The sequence below is a fragment of the Crocinitomix catalasitica ATCC 23190 genome, assembly GCF_000621625.1.
GTDB lineage: Bacteria > Bacteroidota > Bacteroidia > Flavobacteriales_D > Crocinitomicaceae > Crocinitomix > Crocinitomix catalasitica.
In genome coordinates this window covers 126,136-146,732 of the sequence record NZ_JHXV01000011.1, presented here as the reverse complement: position 1 = coordinate 146,732, position 20,597 = coordinate 126,136, and the positions used below count along the sequence as shown (strand labels likewise).

At 34.3% G+C, this 20,597-nt stretch carries 20 protein-coding genes, 1 tRNA gene and 1 pseudogene; 12 read left to right on the top strand and 10 right to left on the bottom strand.

Annotated elements, in window-relative coordinates; genetic code table 11:
- Positions 1-204, bottom strand: a 204-nt coding sequence (locus T367_RS0109240; protein WP_027419591.1) for a helix-turn-helix domain-containing protein, incomplete at its 3' end; no start/stop codon positions are given.
- A gap of 162 nt (positions 205-366) precedes the next feature.
- Positions 367-672 carry a hypothetical protein gene (locus tag T367_RS0109235; protein WP_027419590.1) on the bottom strand — a complete coding sequence of 102 codons (306 nt, stop codon included), beginning with the start codon at positions 670-672 and terminating at the stop codon, positions 367-369.
- A 122-nt stretch (positions 673-794) separates the two neighbouring features.
- Here T367_RS0109235 and T367_RS0109230 point away from each other — a divergent pair, with 122 nt between their 5' ends.
- The 3 genes from T367_RS0109230 (at position 795) to T367_RS0109220 (ending at position 4,765) form a co-directional block, all read left to right on the top strand.
- Entirely contained in the window at positions 795-1,400 is a 606-nt protein-coding gene (locus T367_RS0109230) for a superoxide dismutase (RefSeq protein ID WP_027419589.1), read from the top strand.
- 126 nt (positions 1,401-1,526) lie between these two features.
- Positions 1,527-4,499, top strand: a complete 2,973-nt coding sequence (locus T367_RS0109225; protein WP_027419588.1) for a leucine--tRNA ligase — start codon at positions 1,527-1,529, stop codon at positions 4,497-4,499.
- Positions 4,500-4,585: 86 nt separating this feature from the next.
- Complete coding sequence (locus T367_RS0109220) at positions 4,586-4,765, top strand: hypothetical protein (protein ID WP_027419587.1); 180 nt, start codon at positions 4,586-4,588, stop codon at positions 4,763-4,765.
- On the opposite strand, the gene T367_RS25470 is transcribed toward T367_RS0109220, so the two are convergent.
- From T367_RS25470 to T367_RS0109195, 5 genes are all read right to left on the bottom strand, one after another.
- Complete coding sequence (locus T367_RS25470; RefSeq protein WP_027419586.1) at positions 4,746-5,348, bottom strand: Fic/DOC family protein; 603 nt, start codon at positions 5,346-5,348, stop codon at positions 4,746-4,748. The genes T367_RS0109220 and T367_RS25470 overlap by 20 nt on opposite strands.
- Positions 5,349-5,456: 108 nt before the next feature.
- A complete protein-coding gene (locus T367_RS0109210; RefSeq protein ID WP_027419585.1) occupies positions 5,457-5,867 on the bottom strand; it encodes a hypothetical protein in 411 nt (136 codons plus the stop codon).
- Between the two features lie 92 nt (positions 5,868-5,959).
- The gene (locus tag T367_RS0109205; RefSeq protein WP_157454179.1) at positions 5,960-6,172 is read right to left on the bottom strand and encodes a hypothetical protein; all 213 of its coding nucleotides are present in this window, start codon (positions 6,170-6,172) and stop codon (positions 5,960-5,962) included.
- Between the two features lie 47 nt (positions 6,173-6,219).
- Positions 6,220-6,645 carry a hypothetical protein gene (locus T367_RS0109200; RefSeq protein WP_027419583.1) on the bottom strand — a complete coding sequence of 142 codons (426 nt, stop codon included), beginning with the start codon at positions 6,643-6,645 and terminating at the stop codon, positions 6,220-6,222.
- A gap of 179 nt (positions 6,646-6,824) precedes the next feature.
- On the bottom strand, positions 6,825-7,337 hold the full coding sequence (locus tag T367_RS0109195) for a hypothetical protein (RefSeq protein WP_027419582.1): 513 nt from the start codon (positions 7,335-7,337) through the stop codon (positions 6,825-6,827).
- 208 nt (positions 7,338-7,545) lie between these two features.
- Here T367_RS0109195 and T367_RS0109190 point away from each other — a divergent pair, with 208 nt between their 5' ends.
- The 5 genes and pseudogenes from T367_RS0109190 (at position 7,546) to T367_RS0109170 (ending at position 9,958) form a co-directional block, all read left to right on the top strand.
- Entirely contained in the window at positions 7,546-7,776 is a 231-nt protein-coding gene (locus T367_RS0109190; protein ID WP_027419581.1) for a hypothetical protein, read from the top strand.
- Positions 7,777-7,804: 28 nt separating this feature from the next.
- Positions 7,805-8,014: a DUF2683 family protein gene (locus T367_RS21925; protein ID WP_035843102.1), complete on the top strand. Its 210-nt coding sequence runs from the start codon at positions 7,805-7,807 to the stop codon at positions 8,012-8,014.
- Positions 8,005-8,271 (top strand): annotated as a pseudogene (locus tag T367_RS21920) (Txe/YoeB family addiction module toxin). Before T367_RS21925 ends, T367_RS21920 begins: the two are co-directional and overlap by 10 nt.
- 38 nt (positions 8,272-8,309) lie before the next feature.
- Positions 8,310-8,534 (top strand): addiction module protein, encoded by a 225-nt coding sequence (locus T367_RS0109175; RefSeq protein ID WP_027419580.1) that lies wholly within the window; start codon positions 8,310-8,312, stop codon positions 8,532-8,534.
- Between the two features lie 5 nt (positions 8,535-8,539).
- On the top strand, positions 8,540-9,958 hold the full coding sequence (locus T367_RS0109170) for a TlpA family protein disulfide reductase (protein ID WP_027419579.1): 1,419 nt from the start codon (positions 8,540-8,542) through the stop codon (positions 9,956-9,958).
- 111 nt (positions 9,959-10,069) lie between these two features.
- Here the strand turns inward: T367_RS0109170 and T367_RS0109165 are convergent, their stop codons facing one another.
- The 3 genes from T367_RS0109165 to T367_RS0109155 form a co-directional block, all read right to left on the bottom strand.
- Positions 10,070-13,849 (bottom strand): FG-GAP-like repeat-containing protein, encoded by a 3,780-nt coding sequence (locus T367_RS0109165; RefSeq protein ID WP_027419578.1) that lies wholly within the window; start codon positions 13,847-13,849, stop codon positions 10,070-10,072.
- A gap of 72 nt (positions 13,850-13,921) precedes the next feature.
- Positions 13,922-15,493 (bottom strand): T9SS type A sorting domain-containing protein, encoded by a 1,572-nt coding sequence (locus T367_RS0109160; RefSeq protein ID WP_027419577.1) that lies wholly within the window; start codon positions 15,491-15,493, stop codon positions 13,922-13,924.
- 58 nt (positions 15,494-15,551) lie between these two features.
- On the bottom strand, positions 15,552-16,715 hold the full coding sequence (locus T367_RS0109155) for a 1-deoxy-D-xylulose-5-phosphate reductoisomerase (protein ID WP_027419576.1): 1,164 nt from the start codon (positions 16,713-16,715) through the stop codon (positions 15,552-15,554).
- A 278-nt stretch (positions 16,716-16,993) separates the two neighbouring features.
- On the opposite strand from T367_RS0109155, the gene T367_RS0109150 reads away from it, so the two are divergent.
- From T367_RS0109150 to clpX, 4 genes are all read left to right on the top strand, one after another.
- Positions 16,994-17,075, top strand: a tRNA-Leu gene (locus T367_RS0109150).
- A 53-nt stretch (positions 17,076-17,128) separates the two neighbouring features.
- Complete coding sequence (tig, locus tag T367_RS0109145; protein ID WP_027419575.1) at positions 17,129-18,466, top strand: trigger factor; 1,338 nt, start codon at positions 17,129-17,131, stop codon at positions 18,464-18,466.
- A gap of 181 nt (positions 18,467-18,647) precedes the next feature.
- Positions 18,648-19,349: an ATP-dependent Clp endopeptidase proteolytic subunit ClpP gene (clpP, locus tag T367_RS0109140; protein WP_027419574.1), complete on the top strand. Its 702-nt coding sequence runs from the start codon at positions 18,648-18,650 to the stop codon at positions 19,347-19,349.
- A 12-nt stretch (positions 19,350-19,361) separates the two neighbouring features.
- The gene (gene clpX / locus T367_RS0109135; RefSeq protein ID WP_027419573.1) at positions 19,362-20,597 is read left to right on the top strand and encodes an ATP-dependent Clp protease ATP-binding subunit ClpX; all 1,236 of its coding nucleotides are present in this window, start codon (positions 19,362-19,364) and stop codon (positions 20,595-20,597) included.

Sequence of the window (20,597 nt, the reverse complement as noted above, 5' to 3'; positions counted from 1 at the left end):
TTCTTGCTCGTTAAGAGCATATTCTATTTTTTTAGGGGCACAAGAATTATCTTCAGGAGTTTCAGCTTTACGCCATTTAAATATGGTTTGACGAGAAACACCATAACGTAAGGCTAATTGCTCAATACTTAAGTTCAGATTATTTTTAATTTCTTGACGAATATGTATATTTGTCTTGGCATTGGAATGATAGATTTGTTGCATAATTATTTTTATTTGTCGTAAAACAAAAATAATCAACTATTTTATTTCCAGCCCTTTCAGCTTCGTTTCGGCTACGCCTTCACTTCGCTGAAAGGGCTTTATTGCTATCAACAATGTTGTGAAACTTTACAACTAACGACTATAAACTAACAACTACCCCCTCTAAAAAGACTTATTCAAAGCATCTAAACCTTCGCTGATTTTTTCTTCAATTCGATCTTTATCTTCTTCCGACATATTAGAGATCGTATCCATTACTTTGTTCAAAGCGCTATTTGGGTCATTTAACTGTTCATCAACAATTTTTATGGCTGCTGCTTTATCTTCTGGATCAACATTTTCTAATAAATCATTGATGTCTTCTATATTTTCTTTGGCTGCTTCCATTTCTTTTTGCTCCTCACTTGTTCCACAAGACAATAAAACCACCATTAAACTAAGCGTTAAAAACTTATATATATTCTTCATTTTTTAATTGTTTTTACCAAAAATATAAAATTATAGATTTTTTCGCTAAAAAATTTCTAAATCGCTGCATTCTTGCTAAATTTGGTACACAATTGATTTATTCATTTAAAACCTTATATAAAATGTCATTCGAATTACCAAAATTACCATACGCATACGACGCTTTAGAGCCAAATATTGATAAACAAACCATGGAAATTCACCATGGAAAACATCACCAAGGATATACAAACAACTTAAATGCTGCAATTGAAGGAACTGATTTAGCAGGAAAATCTATCGAGGATATTTTAGCTGCTTGTGCTGATAAACCAGCTGTTAGAAATAACGGTGGTGGATTCTACAATCACTCATTGTTTTGGACAGTAATGTCTCCAAATGGTGGTGGTGAGCCAACTGGCGAATTAGCAAGTGCAATTAATGAAGCATACGGAAGTTTTGCTGAATTTAAAGAAACGTTCTCTAAAGCAGCTGCAACGAGATTCGGTTCTGGTTGGGCATGGCTTTGTGTACACCCAGGTGGAAAAGTTGAAGTTTGTTCAACGCCTAACCAAGACAATCCTTTAATGGATGGAATTGGATGTGGTGGAACACCAATTTTAGGTTTAGATGTATGGGAACATGCGTACTATTTAAAATACCAAAACAGACGTCCTGATTATGTTAGTGCATTCTTTAATGTAATTAACTGGGAAGAAGTTTCTAAGAGATATGCTGCTGGTAAATAAATAGCAGATTTAATATTTTCTAAAACCGCGTTTTCACTAGCTGAGAACGCGGTTTTGTTTTTTACAAATAATCAGCGCCTAAAAACAGAGGAATTATTACCTTTGCACCTTGTAAAAGTCAAGGATATGGAGTATAATTTTCAAGAAATAGAAGAGAAATGGCAAAAGTATTGGGCAACCAATAAAACTTTTAAAGCCGAAGATAAATCTGATAAACCAAAATATTATGGTTTGTCTATGTTTCCTTATCCTTCTGGAGCAGGCTTGCATGTTGGGCATCCGCTTGGATATATCGCCTCTGATATTTATGCGCGGTATAAAAAATTGAGTGGTTATAATGTCCTTCATCCAATGGGGTATGATTCGTTTGGTTTACCAGCCGAACAATATGCCATTCAAACCGGGCAACATCCTGCAATTACTACAGCAACGAATCTTGACAGATACAGAACGCAATTGGATAAGATCGGATTCTCATTCGATTGGGACAGAGAAGTGAAAACTTCGGATCCTTCTTATTATAAATGGACACAGTGGATCTTCAAACAGATTTACAATAGTTGGTATAACAATACAGCGAAGAAAGCTGAATCAATAGAGAATTTAGAGGTGATTTTTGAGAATGAAGGGAATGCAGATGTCGATGCGGCATGTTCTCAAACTTCAATTTTCACGGCTGCCGAATGGAAAGCTTTTTCTGAAAAGGAACAACAAAGCATCTTAATGAATTACCGTTTAACTTATTTAGCGGATTCATGGGTGAACTGGTGTCCTGCTTTAGGAACGGTTTTAGCGAATGACGAAATTAAAGATGGTGTTTCTGAACGTGGTGGACATCCTGTTGTGCAAAAATTAATGCGCCAATGGAGTATGCGCATCACTGCTTATGCCGATCGTTTAATTGAGGATTTAACAACAGTTGATTGGACAGAGTCTATCAAGGACCAACAAAAAAACTGGATCGGAAAATCAGTTGGGGCTTCTGTTGTTTTTAAAACTGAAGCAGGCGAAGATATTGAAGTCTTCACAACACGACCGGATACTATTTTTGGTGTGTCTTTTATGGTTTTAGCACCAGAACACGATTTGGTGGCTAAAATTACAACAGACAAATTCAAAAATGCGATTGAAAAATACCAAACTGAAACAAGTTTAAAAACAGAACGTGATCGTCAAGCGGATGTGAAAACCATTAGCGGACAATTCACAGGGGCCTATGCCATTCATCCATTTACGGGTAAAAAAGTAGAAATTTGGATTGCTGATTATGTATTGGCAGGTTATGGAACAGGTGCTGTAATGGCAGTTCCTTGCGGTGATCAACGTGATTATGATTTTGCCAATCATTTTGGCATAGACATCATCAATATTTTTAAGGATGTAGACATTTCTAAAGAAGCCTATACAGAAAAGGATGCTGTAATAACGGATTCTGATTTCTTGACGGATTTACCAGCGAAAAAAGCAATGAAATTGGCGATTTACGAAATAGAAAAACGTGGATTTGGAAAAGGGCAAACGAATTTCAGGTTGCGTGATGCTGTTTTTTCAAGACAAAGATATTGGGGAGAACCTTTCCCTGTTTATTATAAAGACGATGTACCTTATTTGGTAGCGGACAAAGATTTGCCTGTTACTTTACCTGAGGTTGATAAATATTTGCCGACTGAAGATGGGGAACCACCTTTGGCGCGCGCTAAAAAAGATGCTTGGAATATTCACGAAGGGGATAGGATGGAATTCAATACCATGCCAGGTTGGGCAGGCTCGTCTTGGTACTTCTTGCGTTATATGGATCCGCATAATGAGGAAGCTTTTGTTTCGAAAGAAAAGGCTGATTATTGGAACCAAGTCGATTTGTATATCGGTGGATCTGAACATGCAACAGGTCACTTATTGTATTCAAGATTCTGGACGAAGTTCTTATACGATAGAGGATTCATCAGTTTTGTTGAGCCGTTTAAGAAGATGATTAACCAAGGGATGATTTTGGGAAGAAGTAGTTTAATTAGAAAATTAAACCCTGAAATTGAAGTTAGTGCAAACGCTCTTGAAATTAGAAGATATTTTGAATTGCACCCCGTCTTAATTAGTGCTAATAAAATCAAATATTTTGCTGCAAATGGCGATGAATTAAACGAAAAAATTACAGAATTAATTAAAACTAAGGGGGATTCATCAATTCTATCAAATGAAGGTATTTCATTTAGCTGCCATCCCAATTCCATAGAGTCAAATCTTCATGTTGATATTAAATATGTTGAGGATGATATATTAAATATAGATGACGCACATAAAGACCCGATGTTTAGCTACTTAAAAGAAGCTATTATTCTTACAGAAGATAACGGAGAATTCATCTGTGGACATGACGTTGAAAAAATGTCGAAATCCAAATTCAATGTAGTTCCTCCGGATGTTTATCTTGATTACAAAGGTGATTATTTAAAGGATAGTATACTTGAAAAGTACGGAGCAGACACTTTGCGTTGTTATGAGATGTTTTTAGGGCCTTTAGAGCAAGCAAAACCGTGGGATACAAACGGTATTAGTGGGGTACATAATTTCTTGCGCAAGTTCTGGAGATTATTCCACGATGCAGAGAATAATTTTGTGGTAAGCGAAGGCGAAGCAGATAAAAAAGCTTTAAAAACTTTACACAAAACCATTAAAAAAATCCAAGACGATTTAGATCGTTTTTCATTCAATACGGCGGTATCCAACTTCATGATTGCCACCAACGAATTGACGGAGCAAAAATGTAATAGTAAGGCCGTATTAGAAGAGTTATTGATCATGGTTTCACCTTATGCACCGCATATTTGTGAGGAATTATGGTCGGCATTAGGTCATACCGAAAGTATTACAAAAGCAACCTTCCCTAAGTTCAATCCTGACTTCTTGGTAGAGGCTGAATTCTCTTATCCAGTTTCATTCAATGGTAAAATGCGATTCATGTTACCATTGCCAACGAATATGGGCAAAGACGATGTTGAAAAAGCTGTTTTAGCAAACGAACAGTCTGCAAAATATTTAGATGGCAAAGCACCTAAAAAAGTGATTGTTGTTCCAGGTAGGATTGTAAATATTGTTGTTTAAGCGAAGAGCGTTAGTCAGGATACTGCTGAGCGGGGGGGGGGTAAAACCTATGTAACTTTTTCGCATATTTTACGTATATTTGATATATGATACCTTATGTTGTCAAAACAAATAGAACGCTAAAATCAAAGAAAGCATTATTGATTTCAATTGCAGAAGCAACTGTCGCTTCATTCAAGCTGGAAGGTATTACGCTTTCATTTGAAGAAGCATATAAATTAGCAGTTAATGCTGCTAATAAGAACGCTAAATCAAAAGCGATATAATATCTATCATGGGTTGGTATTGTTTCAATCCTGCTTTCTGAATGGCGTCGATATACTTATTAAACATTTCATCACTGTCTAACTTTTCAAATTTCAATCTATCGTAACCGGCTTTGTATGCCATTAAATTAGCCAGTAAACGCGCAGTTCTACCGTTGCCTTCTCTGAAAGGATGAATATATAATAACTCACCATGAACTTTACCAATATGTTCAATAAGGGTTTCTTTACTGCTATAATCACTTGGAATTTCTGAAAGAATATTTTTATCAAATTCTAACATTGAAGCTTTTAAAAATCGAGCTGGAGGAAAAGAAAACCCACCTTTAGACATATTAACTTCTCTTTCCTGACCTGCAAACTCATATAAATGCTCTAAAGCCAACCTATGTATATTCATAATATAAACATAGTCGAACTTGACGTTTTCATCGAGGCTTAAACTTAACTCTACACTGGCATTTATAAATCCTTTTGCTTCTTCTTCTTCAATTTTATCTATCCTGGTTATGCCGAGTTTATTTGGCAAAACCTTATGTTCACCTTGATTTGCATTGACCTTATATTTATCCCCTGTATTCATCTATCTCGAATTTAAAAATTAAATATTAAAAAAATAGATTCTTGCCATTGATTTATTAATGCCAGTCATTTAAAGACTATTATTAAATTAACCAATCCATTTCGGGGATTAATATTTAACAATTCTTGAAAAATAATGTGTTGAAATCCCTCTACTGTTTTCGGATTCTAATATCATAGCCTCCTTATCAAGCGTTATGATTTTAAATAACATCCAAGTACCACTGCCTAGTTTTATTTCATTTGTCTTTTGTCCCCAATCTACATCCAAAATCAGGATATTCCGATCCTTAATATACCATGAACCATTAAATGTTTTTTTCGTTGTGTGCACTTCACCACTAGCACTAAATATAATGCTATCATTTTGTGTTAATTCTATATCTGAAGATTGTTCAGAGAAGGTTGAATCCACATCAAAATTGAACTTTGTATAATCATGTGACCAAGTTCCATCAATTACATTATTATTACATGAGTACATCGATATGAATACGAAAACGATTTTTACATACTTCATGCTTTAAATTTTTATTCCTGGTACTGTTGAGATAAATTTAGTACAAATAATAGATGCGGTTTAGACATCACAAAGGAGTGTAAGAAGTTTAATTATTCACTACTAATTTCTTCTATTTCCATCCCATAGATTTTTCGTTCAAAATTTCTAGGCAAAAACAATCCAAATCTATCTTTATTTTCTATACCAAAATAGCCTTCAAGATACGCTAATTCGTAGTTTTGACCCTTTATCGTTTCTTTAATAAAACCAAAATTATTCAAACGCAAATTAATAAAATCTACCTGAGTATTAATTGTATCCATAAAATTTGTAAAATCCTTTTTTGAAGTTAAACTCTTTGTCTCTTCACTCAAGTCGGCATATACTGTATCATATTTTTTAAACTTATAAGGTTGAACAAATCAAACATATATGCTTCACCCTTTAAAACCTCATTTAACAAATCTGTGTCGAAAATCGTCTCTTCAGAATTAACATCCATTATAACACCTGCTAAATCAATGTCATCAAGATTCATTTTAAACACTTCTAGCGCAATACCAGTCATTTCCTTATTTTTGTCCTTTTTCAATACATAACAGTCAGAAAAAGTTACCTTAATAAATTTTTTGGTATCTTGATTTGTTCTTTTTTCGTAAGTATCACCTAGCGATACTTCACAATTATATCGATTTTGCAAATCTCTAATAAATTCCATTTTTCGCTCATCTACTTTGCAATTGGTTATAAATCCGAAAATTAAAAACACCACACTTATTTGGAATACTCTTTTCATTTATTGAACTTTATTAGACCTAAAAATAGTTAAAATTCACAAACAGCAGAGCAAGTTGCTGCAGACCCAGAAGACTTTTCAAGATTCTAAATGGCATTACAAATGCCAAAATAAGAACAAAAACTTCGAGGGCCTCAGTGCAACGCGCATTCGGGAGCGGGCGAGATGGAGACACTGAATCATTTACTTATAAATTTCTCCAATTTATTAAGTGACTTAAATTTAGGAGAGTTATTAAAAATTATCGCATATCGAATTTTTCCAACTTTTAATTTACGAAGTTTATAATATAAAAAAGAATCATCTTTTAGTTTTCGTTTGTGAATAACTAATATCAAACCTTCTATATTTCCATACTCTTTTCTCAAACTTAAATTATCAATTACTATTATAATTTCTTTGTCTCCGCCTGGGGACAATTTAAAAACAGCAATATCTGCACTTGCAAAAACTATTTTTAATTCAACATGATCTTTCCAAATAAATTCTTCAAACTTAAATATCTTACTTTCATCTTGACTTTCAATTTGATTGAAATAGATTAAATCCGAATCTAAAGTGTCTGACCAAAAATAAATTTCATAATCTATTTTAATTTTAACGGAATCATCAGAAATAACGGAGTATATTTCATTACTAAAACCCGAAAAAGTTTTAAAAATCAGTAATATGGCAATTATTAATAATCTCATATTTACATTCAGCAGAATTCCTTTTTATTTATTAATCTTTCCATGTAAATTTCTTTCTATTAGAAAACGGCCTACCAACTAAATTATTTCAATTCTATTAATATTATTACAGTCTATTATAACTAGTCACTAACGTTACGAGCCAATACAAATAAAATTTTCATCTAAAATGCTTTTTTCGTATCTTTGGTTAAATCATCTGATTCACATGAAAATATCACTAAATATACCAGACAGCAAAGCAATCGCTTTTTTAAAATTCATTAAAACGCTGGATTATGTCAAAGTAGTAGCAAATGAGGAAAGTGACATAGAATTAACAGATGATTTAAAAAAGGCTTTAGATGAATCTATTCAATCTTTACAAGATGAAGGTGGAGTTACGCATACCCAAATGGTGAGGGAGACCAAAAAAAAATACCCTGAACTATTCAAATAAAATCACTTCGTAAAAAATTAACTTAATTATGAAAGCAGAAGATATTTACGTTATTCAGCCTGAAAACGAGGAACAAGCAAACGCATTGAAAGCTTTTATTAAAGCGTTGAAAATGAAATTTGAAATAACCAAAGTTAAAGCGTATTCTCCTGAGTTTCTGGAAAAAATAAAAAATAGTAAACTTCAACATTCGCAAGGTAAAGACAAGGTGATAAAGACCGAAGATTTATGGAAGTAAGCTATACCCCTGACGCTTTAAAGGATCGTGACTTTTGGAAAAAATCTGGAAACAAATCTATAATTAAAAAAATTACTCTTCTACTTGAAGCCATCGAAGCAAATCCATTTGAAGGAATTGGTAAACCCGAATAACTTAAACATGAGCTTTCTGGTTATTGGTCAAGAAGAATTAATAAAGAACACCGTATAATTTACCAAATTCTTGAAGAAAAAAATAAGCTACTAATTCTTTCTTTAAAAGGCCATTATTACTAAGTTGAAAATGTGGAATTGTTTTTTGTAACTTTGATTATATGATCTACACATTCAACATAGATGATTCAACTGAAAAAGGGAAGGCGATATTGTACTTTCTTAAATCTTTTGGTATGTTAGAAAAAGGAAATCCTGACATTGATATACCAAATTGGCAGAAAGAGGAAGTTAAACGCAGCATTGAAGAATTAGAGAAGTCTCCACAATCTGGAATTGATTTTGATCAATCTATGGATGAGTTAGCATCTAAATATTTCACATAAACGCTATGAAACTAATCACTTTAATATTCGCCTTACTAACTTTAGGCGTTCAAATTATTACCGCTCAAAACACCAAATTCCAGGTTCAAGTTTCAGTGGATGATGAGTTAAAATCTACCAGCCTTTATTTAAAACAGTTAGACTTGTGGTTTTTACCGCCTACAATTATTGACTCATTTAAATTAAACGATGGTAAAATCTTCATCGACGATATAGATACCAGCCTGGAAAGCTACATACAAGTTGAAAATTATTCAATTCTAATTTTTCCAGATCCCAATAAAACAATCGAATTTCAATTTACTAAAGATGAAAATGGAAAAATAAATTATACATCGAGTCACGATTCTCTGTATAAATATTGGTTGAATTATCAGGATCGATACCAAAGGAATGGTGGTTACGACAACGAGCACAAAAATTCTCTTAAACTAGATTTTGATGCATATTTAGATGATCAGCAGAATCATTTTGATAAAAGAAGCTTTGAAGTTGATTCTGTATGTGATTCAAATGACTTTCCTGAAAGTTTCCGTCGCTATATGAAGACAACAATGAAGTATGAACATGAGGCAAAAATCATAGATTATTTTGAGCATCATTTTTATTATGCGACGAATAAGGAATCGCTCGATTATTACATGGTTGATGATGATTTTTATAAACGATTTACAAATGCATTAACAAATGACAACCATATTAATTTAGGGCATTACTCTTCGTTCGTTGATTCCTATATTGACAATCTTTATTTTAGAGCCTACGAGCATAAGGATCCGGATTTAAAACAATATAATGCGTATCAATTTAAGTTTAATACTGCAAAAAACACCTTAGACGGTAAAACACGTGATCTCGCTATGTGTGCCATCTTAAGAAATAATATTAGTAAGATTTCTGATTTCGATTCATATCAATCTTGCGGAGAATTAATCCAAAAATTTGATTCAATTTGCGTTGAGAGAAAGTTTTATGATCATGTGAAAAAACAATATGAAGAAAAAGCTTTGCTTGGATTGAAACCAGAATTTTGTCTTTTAAATAATTCGGGAGACGAGATATGTTTGTCAAATTGGTCGGGTAAGAATATTGTGCTATATTTTACCGGTTCAAATTGCATTCCTTGCAAGAAAGAGCAACCTATTATTGAAAATTTGGCAAGTGAATATCCAGAAATCACCTTTTTGGCTGTAAGTCTCGAACATAATACGTACGAATTGTGGAAGAAATCTATTAAACCTAAAACAAATTTATCCCATTTATACGCAGAAGGAGGTTGGAGTTCTGATCAACTTTCGGAATTTAATTTGCAATCGATTCCACGTTTTATTCTTGTCAACAAACAAGGTGAAATCGTAAATGGTAACGCATCATACCCTTCTAATAATCTAAAAAAGGATTTAGAGAAATATTTTGAAAGGTAATAATTTGAAATTGGCATTACAAATGCCAAAATAAGAACACACACTCCGAGGGCCTCAGTGCAAAGCGCTTTGCTATCCCGAAAGTGTTCGGGACCGCGCGCGGGTGGGGAATTAAATAACGATTAACTTATCGCTATAAATTTTTTCTTTTGTTTCTACTTCAATAATTTGAATATAGTATGACCCCGCAGCAAAATTTTTGAGATCAATAATCGTGCTTTCTCCGCTAATATCAGGATCTTCATAAATCATTCCACCGGATAAATTAAACAATTGCATGCTATAACGGCCTTGTTGAATTGAACTTCCAAAATGTATGGTTGAAGAGCCTTTTGCCGGATTCGGGAATACTTGTACTAAGTCTTCATCTAATTCCCCAGCTGTGCAACTACCTACATCTATTGTGATAGTTGTTTGGCATCCTTGTGGTTCGTTTAAACGATACGTAATCGAATGACTACCGATTCCAGCTTTAGCAGGGTCGAATTTGTCTCCTTCAATTCCTACACCACTAAAAACACCATCATTAACTGAAGCTGTTAATTGAATTAAACCTGATTCTGGGCAAATAAATTCTTGTACCGGATTTATGGTTACAAAACTAGGATCACAACCAATAGTATTGATTGTTGTATTGGTTATTACAGGTGGATTAGCATCAAAATAGATATCAGCATAATTTTTGATTTGTGTTCCAGCGCTTAGATCTTCCAATAAATTAATGCGATAACGTACGAACCCTTGACTGCCTAAAAAGTTAACATTACTATCGGGCAGCATGATATTTTCAAATTTAAAACTCACATCTCCAGGGTGGTTTACGCTAACTGTCATTGGGTGACTGCTGGCGATTGGATCAAGACTTCTCCAATCAAGATTTGGATCAAGTAAATCTTTAATTATTATATTAAAAGCAGTATCCGTTCCGGTGTTTTGAAAACGGATGGTATATTCTAAGCTTTCGGTTGAATTGGGAATAATACCAATTGAATCAATCCCTGCTGGGGTTACTAATTTATCATTGGGATCATATCCACAGAAAAGAGGGTGCATTAATGAATCTACAGTCATGAGTACTTCTGTTCCCGATTCATCAAGAACATTAATGGCAACGAAACTAATTAATGTATCACCCATGCTCATGAAGGTTGGCATTCTCACGTGCAAGTTTAGAAGATAATCCGAAAAATAAATTAGGCTATCATAATGCCAATACACGTCTTGACCTATAATAGAGTCTGGTTCAATGAGAGACGAAACAAAAATCACACTATCATCTAAATGCAAATGAATACTTCCTGAAGGTAAGGTTGTACCTTTATTTTCAATATTAATCCAATAATTAATTGTGTCATTACATCTTGGAAAAGCACCGACCAATAAAGGATCGATATCGTGAATCAAAGTATCGGGTTTAAACCCAAAATTTAAACTATCTAAAGCTAAAGCAGCTTCTTCGATTTCAACCTCGAATATTAAAGGATCACTAAAAATTGACCAATGCTCTAATTCTTGTGGTTGAATAGAATAAGTGCCTAATTCATCACTAAAATTCATAAAATAGTCACCTTCTGGAGAAGTATAAGCAAAATCACTTACTGGATCAGAAATGATGCCAACCTCACGCATACCGATATCAGTATCATCAAGCTCACCATTTAAGTTAAGGTCAATGTATAATTTACCTTTTATTTGAATCGGGTAAACAGATTGGTTGGCTTGCCAGTGCAAAGTTTTATAAAAATTGGATGATGAAACTATATCTATATCCCCATCTAAATCAATATCAACCGCATTTGCAGATAAGCCGCCCGGATAGAAAGGAAATTGCGTAATCAATTGTTTTTCACCAAATTCTCCAATTCCAATGTTCCTAAACCAGGCAGAACCATTTCCAGAAGCGATAAGTAGATCTTTTTTACCATCTACATCCAGGTCGACATGTGAAATTTGAGAAATACCATTCACCAAAGAAGAAAGCACAATTTGATCACCAAAATTGCCATCACCATCGTTTTCAAACCAAGAAAGTAATCCATCATTATACGAGCCAGAAACAATATCTACATCACCGTCATCATCAATATCAAAGCCATATGCAAGTGCCATGACATCTCCAACGGCAGAGACAAATGCATAAGGATCAAAGGTACCATCCCCTCGATTTTTAAGCCAAGCAATTTGATCGGGATGTTCTCGATACAATGCTATTAAAATATCGAGATTTCCATCCCCATTAAGATCAACACATTCAACTGAGTTGATTGATCCGCTAGGTACAGGAATTAGACTCGTTTCAAAAAAACTTCCGTCTCCAAGATTTTCATAAGAATAAGCGTAACCACCATTTCCGACAACAAAGTCAAGATCGCCATCATTGTCGTAATCAACAAACTGAATTTGATCAGCAACACTTACTATGTCTTCAAAATATATAACTTCTGAGAATAGTGTATCGCCGTAATTTTCAAACCAAGCAATACGAGGACCTACTCCAGAAGGTATTGTAAATATAATGTCCAAGTCGCCATCATTATCAATATCTCCAACATCAAACCCTCTTGGAGATCGCGAATTTGATATGAATAATATTTTTTCTTTTGAAAACTCACCATATCCTAGGTTTTCAAACCATCCTAACTTACGAGTTTCGGGAAATAACCCTTCACTTAAATATAAAATATCTACGTCACCATCTCTGTTAATATCAACACATTTAACAATTCTCCCTCTTTCTATTGATAGATTAATAATAGATTCTTCGGCAAAAACTCCTGCACCCAAATTTTCATAAACTACTAAATTATCCTTTCCATCAATCGTCGCAAAAACATCCTCATCACCATCCTCATCAAGATCACCTGTCACAATATCGCTTAAATAATAATATTCTATTTCCGCCAATACAATTTTAGCGCTATAAACTCCTCCACCCAAATTCTGAAACCAAACAAATTCAAAATCACCTTCAGAAGTCGTAAGTACATCAGATAAACCGTCTCCATCTATATCTGCAACATGAATTAATTTAGCATCATTTACATCAGACGAAATGACATGTTCTGTTCCAAAAATGCCCCCACCATCATTTTCATACCACGCTACTTTATTGTCTAACTTCGACGTTGAAAAAACATCTAAATCACCATCACCGTCAGCATCTAAAATAGCAACTGCATTTGCTGCATCTGCAGATGAAGAAATAGTAATTTGTGCTGCATATGTCCCACCTCCTAAATTTTCATACCAAGCAATTTTATCGTCAATGTCAGATGCGGATACCACATCCATATCACCATCGTCATCGAGATCTGCAACAGATAGGTCTCGTGGTCCGTTTGCCAAAGTAGAAATTACGGTTAATGGAGCAAAAGTACCATCCCCAAAATTTTCAAACCAAACCACCTTATCGCTATCATAAGATGCTGATAAAATATCAAGATCACCATCCTCATCAAGATCAGCTACTAATAAACACGAAGGGTCTGAATGTAAATCTGACAAAACTATTCTTTCGCCAAATTCCCCTTCTCCTAAGTTCTCAAACCATGCTATTGAATTGTCTGTTGCAGATGCGGCGATTACATCCATATCTCCATCTAAATCTAAATCAGCAGCAAAAACCGATTTAACACCAATTGATTGTGTTGAAATGATATGTTGTTTGGAATACTCACCTGGAGAAATATATTGATACCAAAGGATCTTATTATCTTTAAAAGAACCAGCCAAAATATCATCACGACCGTCTCCATTAATATCTGCGATAAAGACCGAACTTGGTTCGTCCATATTTTCGGTCAGTATTATTTCGGGTCCAAACTGGCCATAAACATTCGCCGCAAAAAGTCCGAAAGTAATAAATGGCAGGATTAAATTATTCAATTTCATAGGATAAGTTAGTTAGGTTATTAATCTTTTGGGATCGAATTAAATGTTTCACAAAATTCAACTGGAAGTAATTCATAGCTTTACAATTCGACCATTGTGAGGCTTTCCATCAATCAACATCGAATAGAAATAGATGCCAGTCTTTGCAATTCCAGATTCAGTATTGGTGCCATCCCATACTATTTCCTGTTTACCCGCAACTAATTCTTGATGTGTCAAACGCTTCACAACTTTTCCATTTAAATCGTAAATAAAAAGACTTACAAAGCTATTTTCATTCAAATCAAAATTGATATTGATGGCATCATTAAAAGGATTTGGAAAGACTTTAATCTCAGTATTTAGTTCGGGAAAATCATTGTATTGATTGGATAAATAAATGGTATTCAAACTATCTACATTTATCAACTCATCACCTTCTTGATACGCCATTATATGGAAATAAATCAAAAACATTTCATCCGTAGTATTGAACCCTGGATTTACATCAACAGGAGGATCACTTGGATTATGGATATTTCCTGCAGTATTGTCAAAAACACCATTCCCGTATATATCACTTCCCTCAGGTACATGTTGCATATAACGGAACCAATAAAAATCTTGCCAATCAAAATCCCAATGAGGAATGCGAATGAAAGGGATCATTTCTGCACTAGGTGTTAAAGCAAAAGCCTCGATAGACTTGCCTAATAAATGCATATGTGGAAAAACACTTAAAACTGAAATATCTACAGGAACATCCATAAACGCCCCATCCACAGGTGTCATCTCGTTTGCTGGTAAAGTAAAATCCCAATTCGAAACGACTGGTGCTGCGATTATTGGTCTGAAATCCTCAATCTCATCGTGATAATAATAGAAGTTTACCTTCGTTTGGTCATATTCCCCATAACTTCCATGCGGATAATGCATCGCAAAAACGATATTCGCTCCCGGTTGAAGAAGCATTCCTGAAGCAAAATCATCAGACGACGGAAAAATAGTTGGAGATGCACCTGGCGTATACCCTGCCATCAAAACAACATCTCCTGTTGGACCACCACAATCTCCACCTATCGAATCTGTTTCATATTCCCCTTCAAAATCATTATAAATTAAACAATGGTGAAGAATAGATCTATTCCCTGGAATGATTTCTATTGCTTTTATCTTCTTCTCTTCTAATAAATCAACTGGAATTGAAATACAGATATAATCATCGTGTAAATCGGTTGCTTTACTCATATATCTTGGCATTTCAATGGTCATATCTGGAATACCAGGTAATTTTTGTTCACCGGTATAAACTGGTGGAGCCGGTGCCATTTCTGGTGGACCTTCTAAAGCCCCATCATTCGCCCAATTGATTATTGTATTCCGTTCATATTCGGTCAGAATTCGTTCGCCAAAATAATGTTGGAATGTTGTATCTGCTTTCCAAGGTGGCATCAAGCCAACTTCAACATACGTTTTTATCAATGCGCGATAATCATAAGCCGGTCCGTATTCCATTAATGAAAAAGGAGCTACTCCTGATGGATTATGGCATTCGGTACAATTATTATAAAATATCTCGGCAACGTCTTCACTCCAAGTTAGCTGTGCATTAACACTGAATGTTAGAAGGTTGAAGAAAAGCCCAGCGAGTAAGATTTTTTTCATGGTAAAAGTTCATTTCAAAAAATAAATATACACCAATAAAACACCAAATGCAATTATACTAGCCTTTTGCAATCATTTCGGCGGTCACTTGACGGGTTAAAATATCCGTTTCAAATAAATTTTCAAGTGTCGGATTTTTTATCCATTCGAATTCTTCAACTACCTTTTTATTGATTTTTGAAATATCTAAAAACTTGATTTTATCCTCCAAAAAGGCGGCAACTGTGATTTCATTCGCAGCATTAAGAACAGCAGGTAAATTACCTCCCTTTTTCATCACATAATAAGCAAGTTTCAAATTTGTAAAGGTTTCCATATCCGCCTTTTCAAAAGTTAAACTTGGATAATCTAAGAAGTTAAATCTAGGGAAGTCTGTCTCAAGTCGATTAGGGAAAGTCAAAGCATATTGAATAGGTAACTTCATATCAGGTAAACCCATTTGTGCCTTCATCGATCCATCCTTAAATTGAACAATCGAATGAACGATAGATTGCGGATGTACGATCACATCAATCTGCTCATCTTTTAATTTAAACAACCATTTGGCTTCAATCACTTCCAATCCCTTATTCATTAAAGTTGCAGAATCGATTGTGATTTTAGCACCCATTTCCCAATTCGGATGTTTTAAGGCCTGTTCTTTTGTAATATTTGCTAATTCTTCTGCTTTTTTACCTCTAAATGGTCCGCCAGAAGCTGTAATGTATATTTTCTCTATCGGATTGTGGAATTCACCGACTAAACATTGAAAAATCGCCGAATGTTCCGAATCAACCGGATAAATATTTACTTTATGTTCGGCTGCTAATGCCGTGATGATTTCACCCGCCACGACCAAAGTTTCTTTATTCGCCAATGCAATATTCTTCCCTGCTTTAATAGCAGAAATGGTTGGTTTTAATCCTGCAAACCCTACCAAAGCCGTTAAAACAATGTCAACTTCTTGCATTTCAACAACCTCTTCCAATGCCTTTTCACCGGTAAAGACTTTTATTTCTGCATCCCATAATGCATCACGCACTTGCTCGAATTTCGATTCATCCGAAATAACAACACAATTTGGTTTAAAAAGTAATGCTTGTTCGATTAATAGGTCGGCATTTTTATTGGCAGTTAATACAGCCATCTCAAATAAATCGGGATGATTGCTAACAACATCTAATGTTTGCGTTCCAATAGAACCGGTTGAACCTAATAATGCAACTTGAATTTTTTCAGACATATAGGGCAAAAATAGGGATTGAATTAGAATTTTATCCCAATAAAATGAGGAATATTTTTAATGCTTCAAATTTAATTTGAAATAAAAAGTAATCATTTTAATATAAAATTTTGGTGAAATTAAAAATCTATCTATCTTTGCACTCCCTTCACCAAAAGTGGTGAGACAATAAATTGCGGGTGTGGTGAATCCCGATAGCTATCAGGAGGTAGACATAAAATTCACTTTAATGTGAATTTCCCTGATAACAATTAGGTTTAAGATCACTATTAAATATTGCGGGTGTGGTGAAATTGGTAGACATGCTAGACTTAGGATCTAGTGCTTCACGGCGTGTGGGTTCGAGTCCCTCCACCCGCACTAATGGTCTAGGCTTTGCCTAGGCCATTTTTGTTTAACAAAAAATGAACAACATGAATGTAGTTGAGGAAAAAATTGATGATTTAAACGCAATTTTACGCGTTCAAATTTCGCCGGAAGATTATTCTGAAAAGGTGAATAAAACCATGGCCACTTACAGAAAGGAAGCAAATATCCCTGGATTTAGACCAGGAAAGGTTCCAATGGCTGTCATTAAAAAAAAATACGGTAAAGCTATTCTTGCTGAAGAATTAAACAAAGTTGTAAATGCATCGTTAAACGATTTCATCACAACAAATAAAATTCAAGTTTTAGGTAATCCTCTTCCTAAAGACGATGCAGAAGTAAAAGGTGACTTTACCAATCCTACTGATTTTGAATTTGTATATGAGATTGGAATTTCTCCAGAATTCGAAGTAGAATTATCAAAAAAGAACAAATTCGATTATTTAAAAGTTGACATCAATAAAGAGATGTTAGACAAAGAAATCGACAGTTTAGCTAAAAGATACGGTTCGTTAACCGCATCAGAAAAAGCTTCAGCAACAGATATGTTGATTGGTGAATTTGTACAGAAAGATGGAGACATCAAAAATACAAGCACTATTTCTTTAGAGTTTACTGAAGACGAAAAAGCAAAGAAAAAATTAATTGGTAAAAAAGTTGGAGACACAGTTGTTTTAGATCCTAAAACTGTTTCTAAAGGAGCAGATGATTTAGCTTCTATGTTAGCCATTTCGAAAGAAGAAGCTGAAGCATTAACTGGTGATTTTGATTTCAATATTACTGAAATTAAAACAATGGTTCCAGCAGCTATCGACCAAGCATTATTCGATAAATTATTTGGTGAAGGCACTATTAAATCTGAAGAAGAGTTAAGAGCAAAGATCAGCGAAGATTTAACGCGTATGTTCAGCAATGATTCAGATCGTCTATTAACACAAAGCGTTACTGATGCTTTGGTTGAGAAAACAAATTTTGATTTACCTGAGACGTTCCTTAAAAAATGGATTCTTGCTTCAAGTAAAGAAGAAATCACTGCAGCGCAAGTTGAGGCTGATTTTGACAATTATAAGAAAAGCTTAAAATGGCAATTAATTCAAAATAAAATCATCAAAGACAACGATATTAAAGTTGAGAATGCTGAGATTATTGAATATACTAAAGGTTTATTGGTGAATCAATATGCACAATATGGTATGCCTGCTCCAGAAGATGCTGAATTAGAAGAACAAGTTAAATCTGTTCTACAGAATCAAGAGGAAGCAAATAAAATTTACGACAATGTTTACAGTGTTAAAATGATGAATTTCTTCAAAGAAACTGTCAAATTAAACGAGAAAGAATTGCCGTATGATGATTTCATCAAAGAAGCTTATAGTAAAAATTAAAGCTTTTTAAAATACCACTCGAAATAAAATAATACCTATCTTTATGGGTATTATTTTTTTTGGATAAAACTTTTATTTGGATGAATCGACTCTTAACTTTTGTTAATTCGGAAAGTTAACCACGTGATGAACGTCTAATTGTTCAAATTATCCCAAATCATTAAAAATTAAAGGAAAAAACATGTTTGGAAAAGACGAATTTAGAAAATATGCTATCAACCACAGAGGCGTAAACAGTAATGCTTTTGACCAATACAACCAATACATTACATCATCACTAACACCGTATATCATCGAAGAGCGTCAATTAAACGTTGCGCAAATGGATGTATTCTCGCGTTTGATGATGGACCGTATCATCTTTTTGGGAACGGGTATTGACGACCATGTAGCGAATATTATTACTGCACAATTGTTGTTTTTAGAGTCTGTTGATCAGAAAAAAGATATTCAAATTTATTTAAACTCACCAGGTGGTGGCGTTTATGCTGGATTAGGTATCTATGATACGATGCAGTATATCGCTCCAGATGTAGCAACTATCTGTACGGGTATGGCAGCATCAATGGGTGCTGTTTTATTATGTGCAGGTGCGCATGGTAAAAGATCAGCATTGCCGCATTCAAGAGTGATGATTCACCAACCATTAGGTGGTGCTTCTGGACAAGCTTCAGACATCGAAATCACAGCAAGAGAGATTTTAAAATTGAAAAAAGAATTGTACGATATTATTTCAAAACACTCAGGCAAAAAATTTGATGAAGTGTGGAATGATTCGGACAGAGATTATTGGATGATTGCATCAGAAGCTAAAGAATATGGCATGGTAGATGAGGTTTTAGGAAACCCAATTATCGCTGAACAATTAAAAAGAGATAAGTAGAAATAAAATATCATGGCAACAAAGAAAACGGGAATAGGATGTTCATTTTGTGGACGTCCAAAGAATGAGGTTGGAGTATTAATTGCCGGTGTATCTGGACATATTTGTGACAACTGTATTGAACAGGCACACCAAATTATAGACGAACAGTCAAAATTTGATAAAGAAAAGGGAGTTGAAACAGATTTTAATTTACTTCGCCCTGCTGAAATCAAATCGCATTTAGACGAATATGTTATTGGTCAAGATGAAGCTAAACGTGTTTTAGCTGTGGCTGTTTACAACCATTATAAACGTCTTTCTTTGGCGAAAAACGACGAGGAAATTGAGATTGATAAATCGAATGTTATTCTTGTTGGCCGAACGGGAACAGGTAAAACTTTATTAGCGAAAACAATTGCTAAATCGTTAAATGTTCCGTTTTGTATTGCCGATGCTACTGTACTTACTGAAGCGGGTTATGTAGGAGAGGATGTCGAAAGCATCCTTTCCCGCTTACTCCAAGCTGCCGACTTTAATGTTGAAGCAGCTGAAAGAGGAATTGTATTTATTGATGAAATAGATAAAATTGCTCGAAAATCTGATAATCCATCTATTACTAGAGATGTATCTGGTGAAGGTGTTCAACAAGCAATGCTTAAATTATTAGAAGGTACTGAAGTTAACGTTCCACCACAAGGCGGTCGTAAACATCCAGAGCAAAAAATGATTAAAGTAAATACCAAAAATATTCTTTTTGTTGCTGGTGGTGCCTTTGATGGAATTGAACGAATTATTGCGAGAAGAGTCAATACCAATTTAATTGGTTTTGCGTCTAAAGAAATGACTAAGCCTGATGGCGAAAACCTATTGCAATACATCATTCCTTCAGATATTAAAGAATTCGGATTGATTCCTGAATTAATCGGCCGTATGCCCGTATTAACTTACTTACATCCTCTCGATGAAAAGGCATTACGTCGTATCCTAACTGAACCTAAAAATGCTTTAGTAAAACAATATATTCACCTTTTCAGCTTAGATAAAGTAGATTTAAAATTCGATGCTGAAGTTTTGGATTTTATGGTGGAAAAAGCATTGGAATATAAATTAGGAGCAAGGGGATTAAGATCAATTTGTGAAGCAATTCTAAATGACGCGATGTTCGACATACCTTCTGATAAAAAGATTAAGGAATTTAGAGTGACTTTGGAATATGCACAATCTAAATTTGCAGGATCTAAATTGGCTCAATTAAAAATTGCTTAA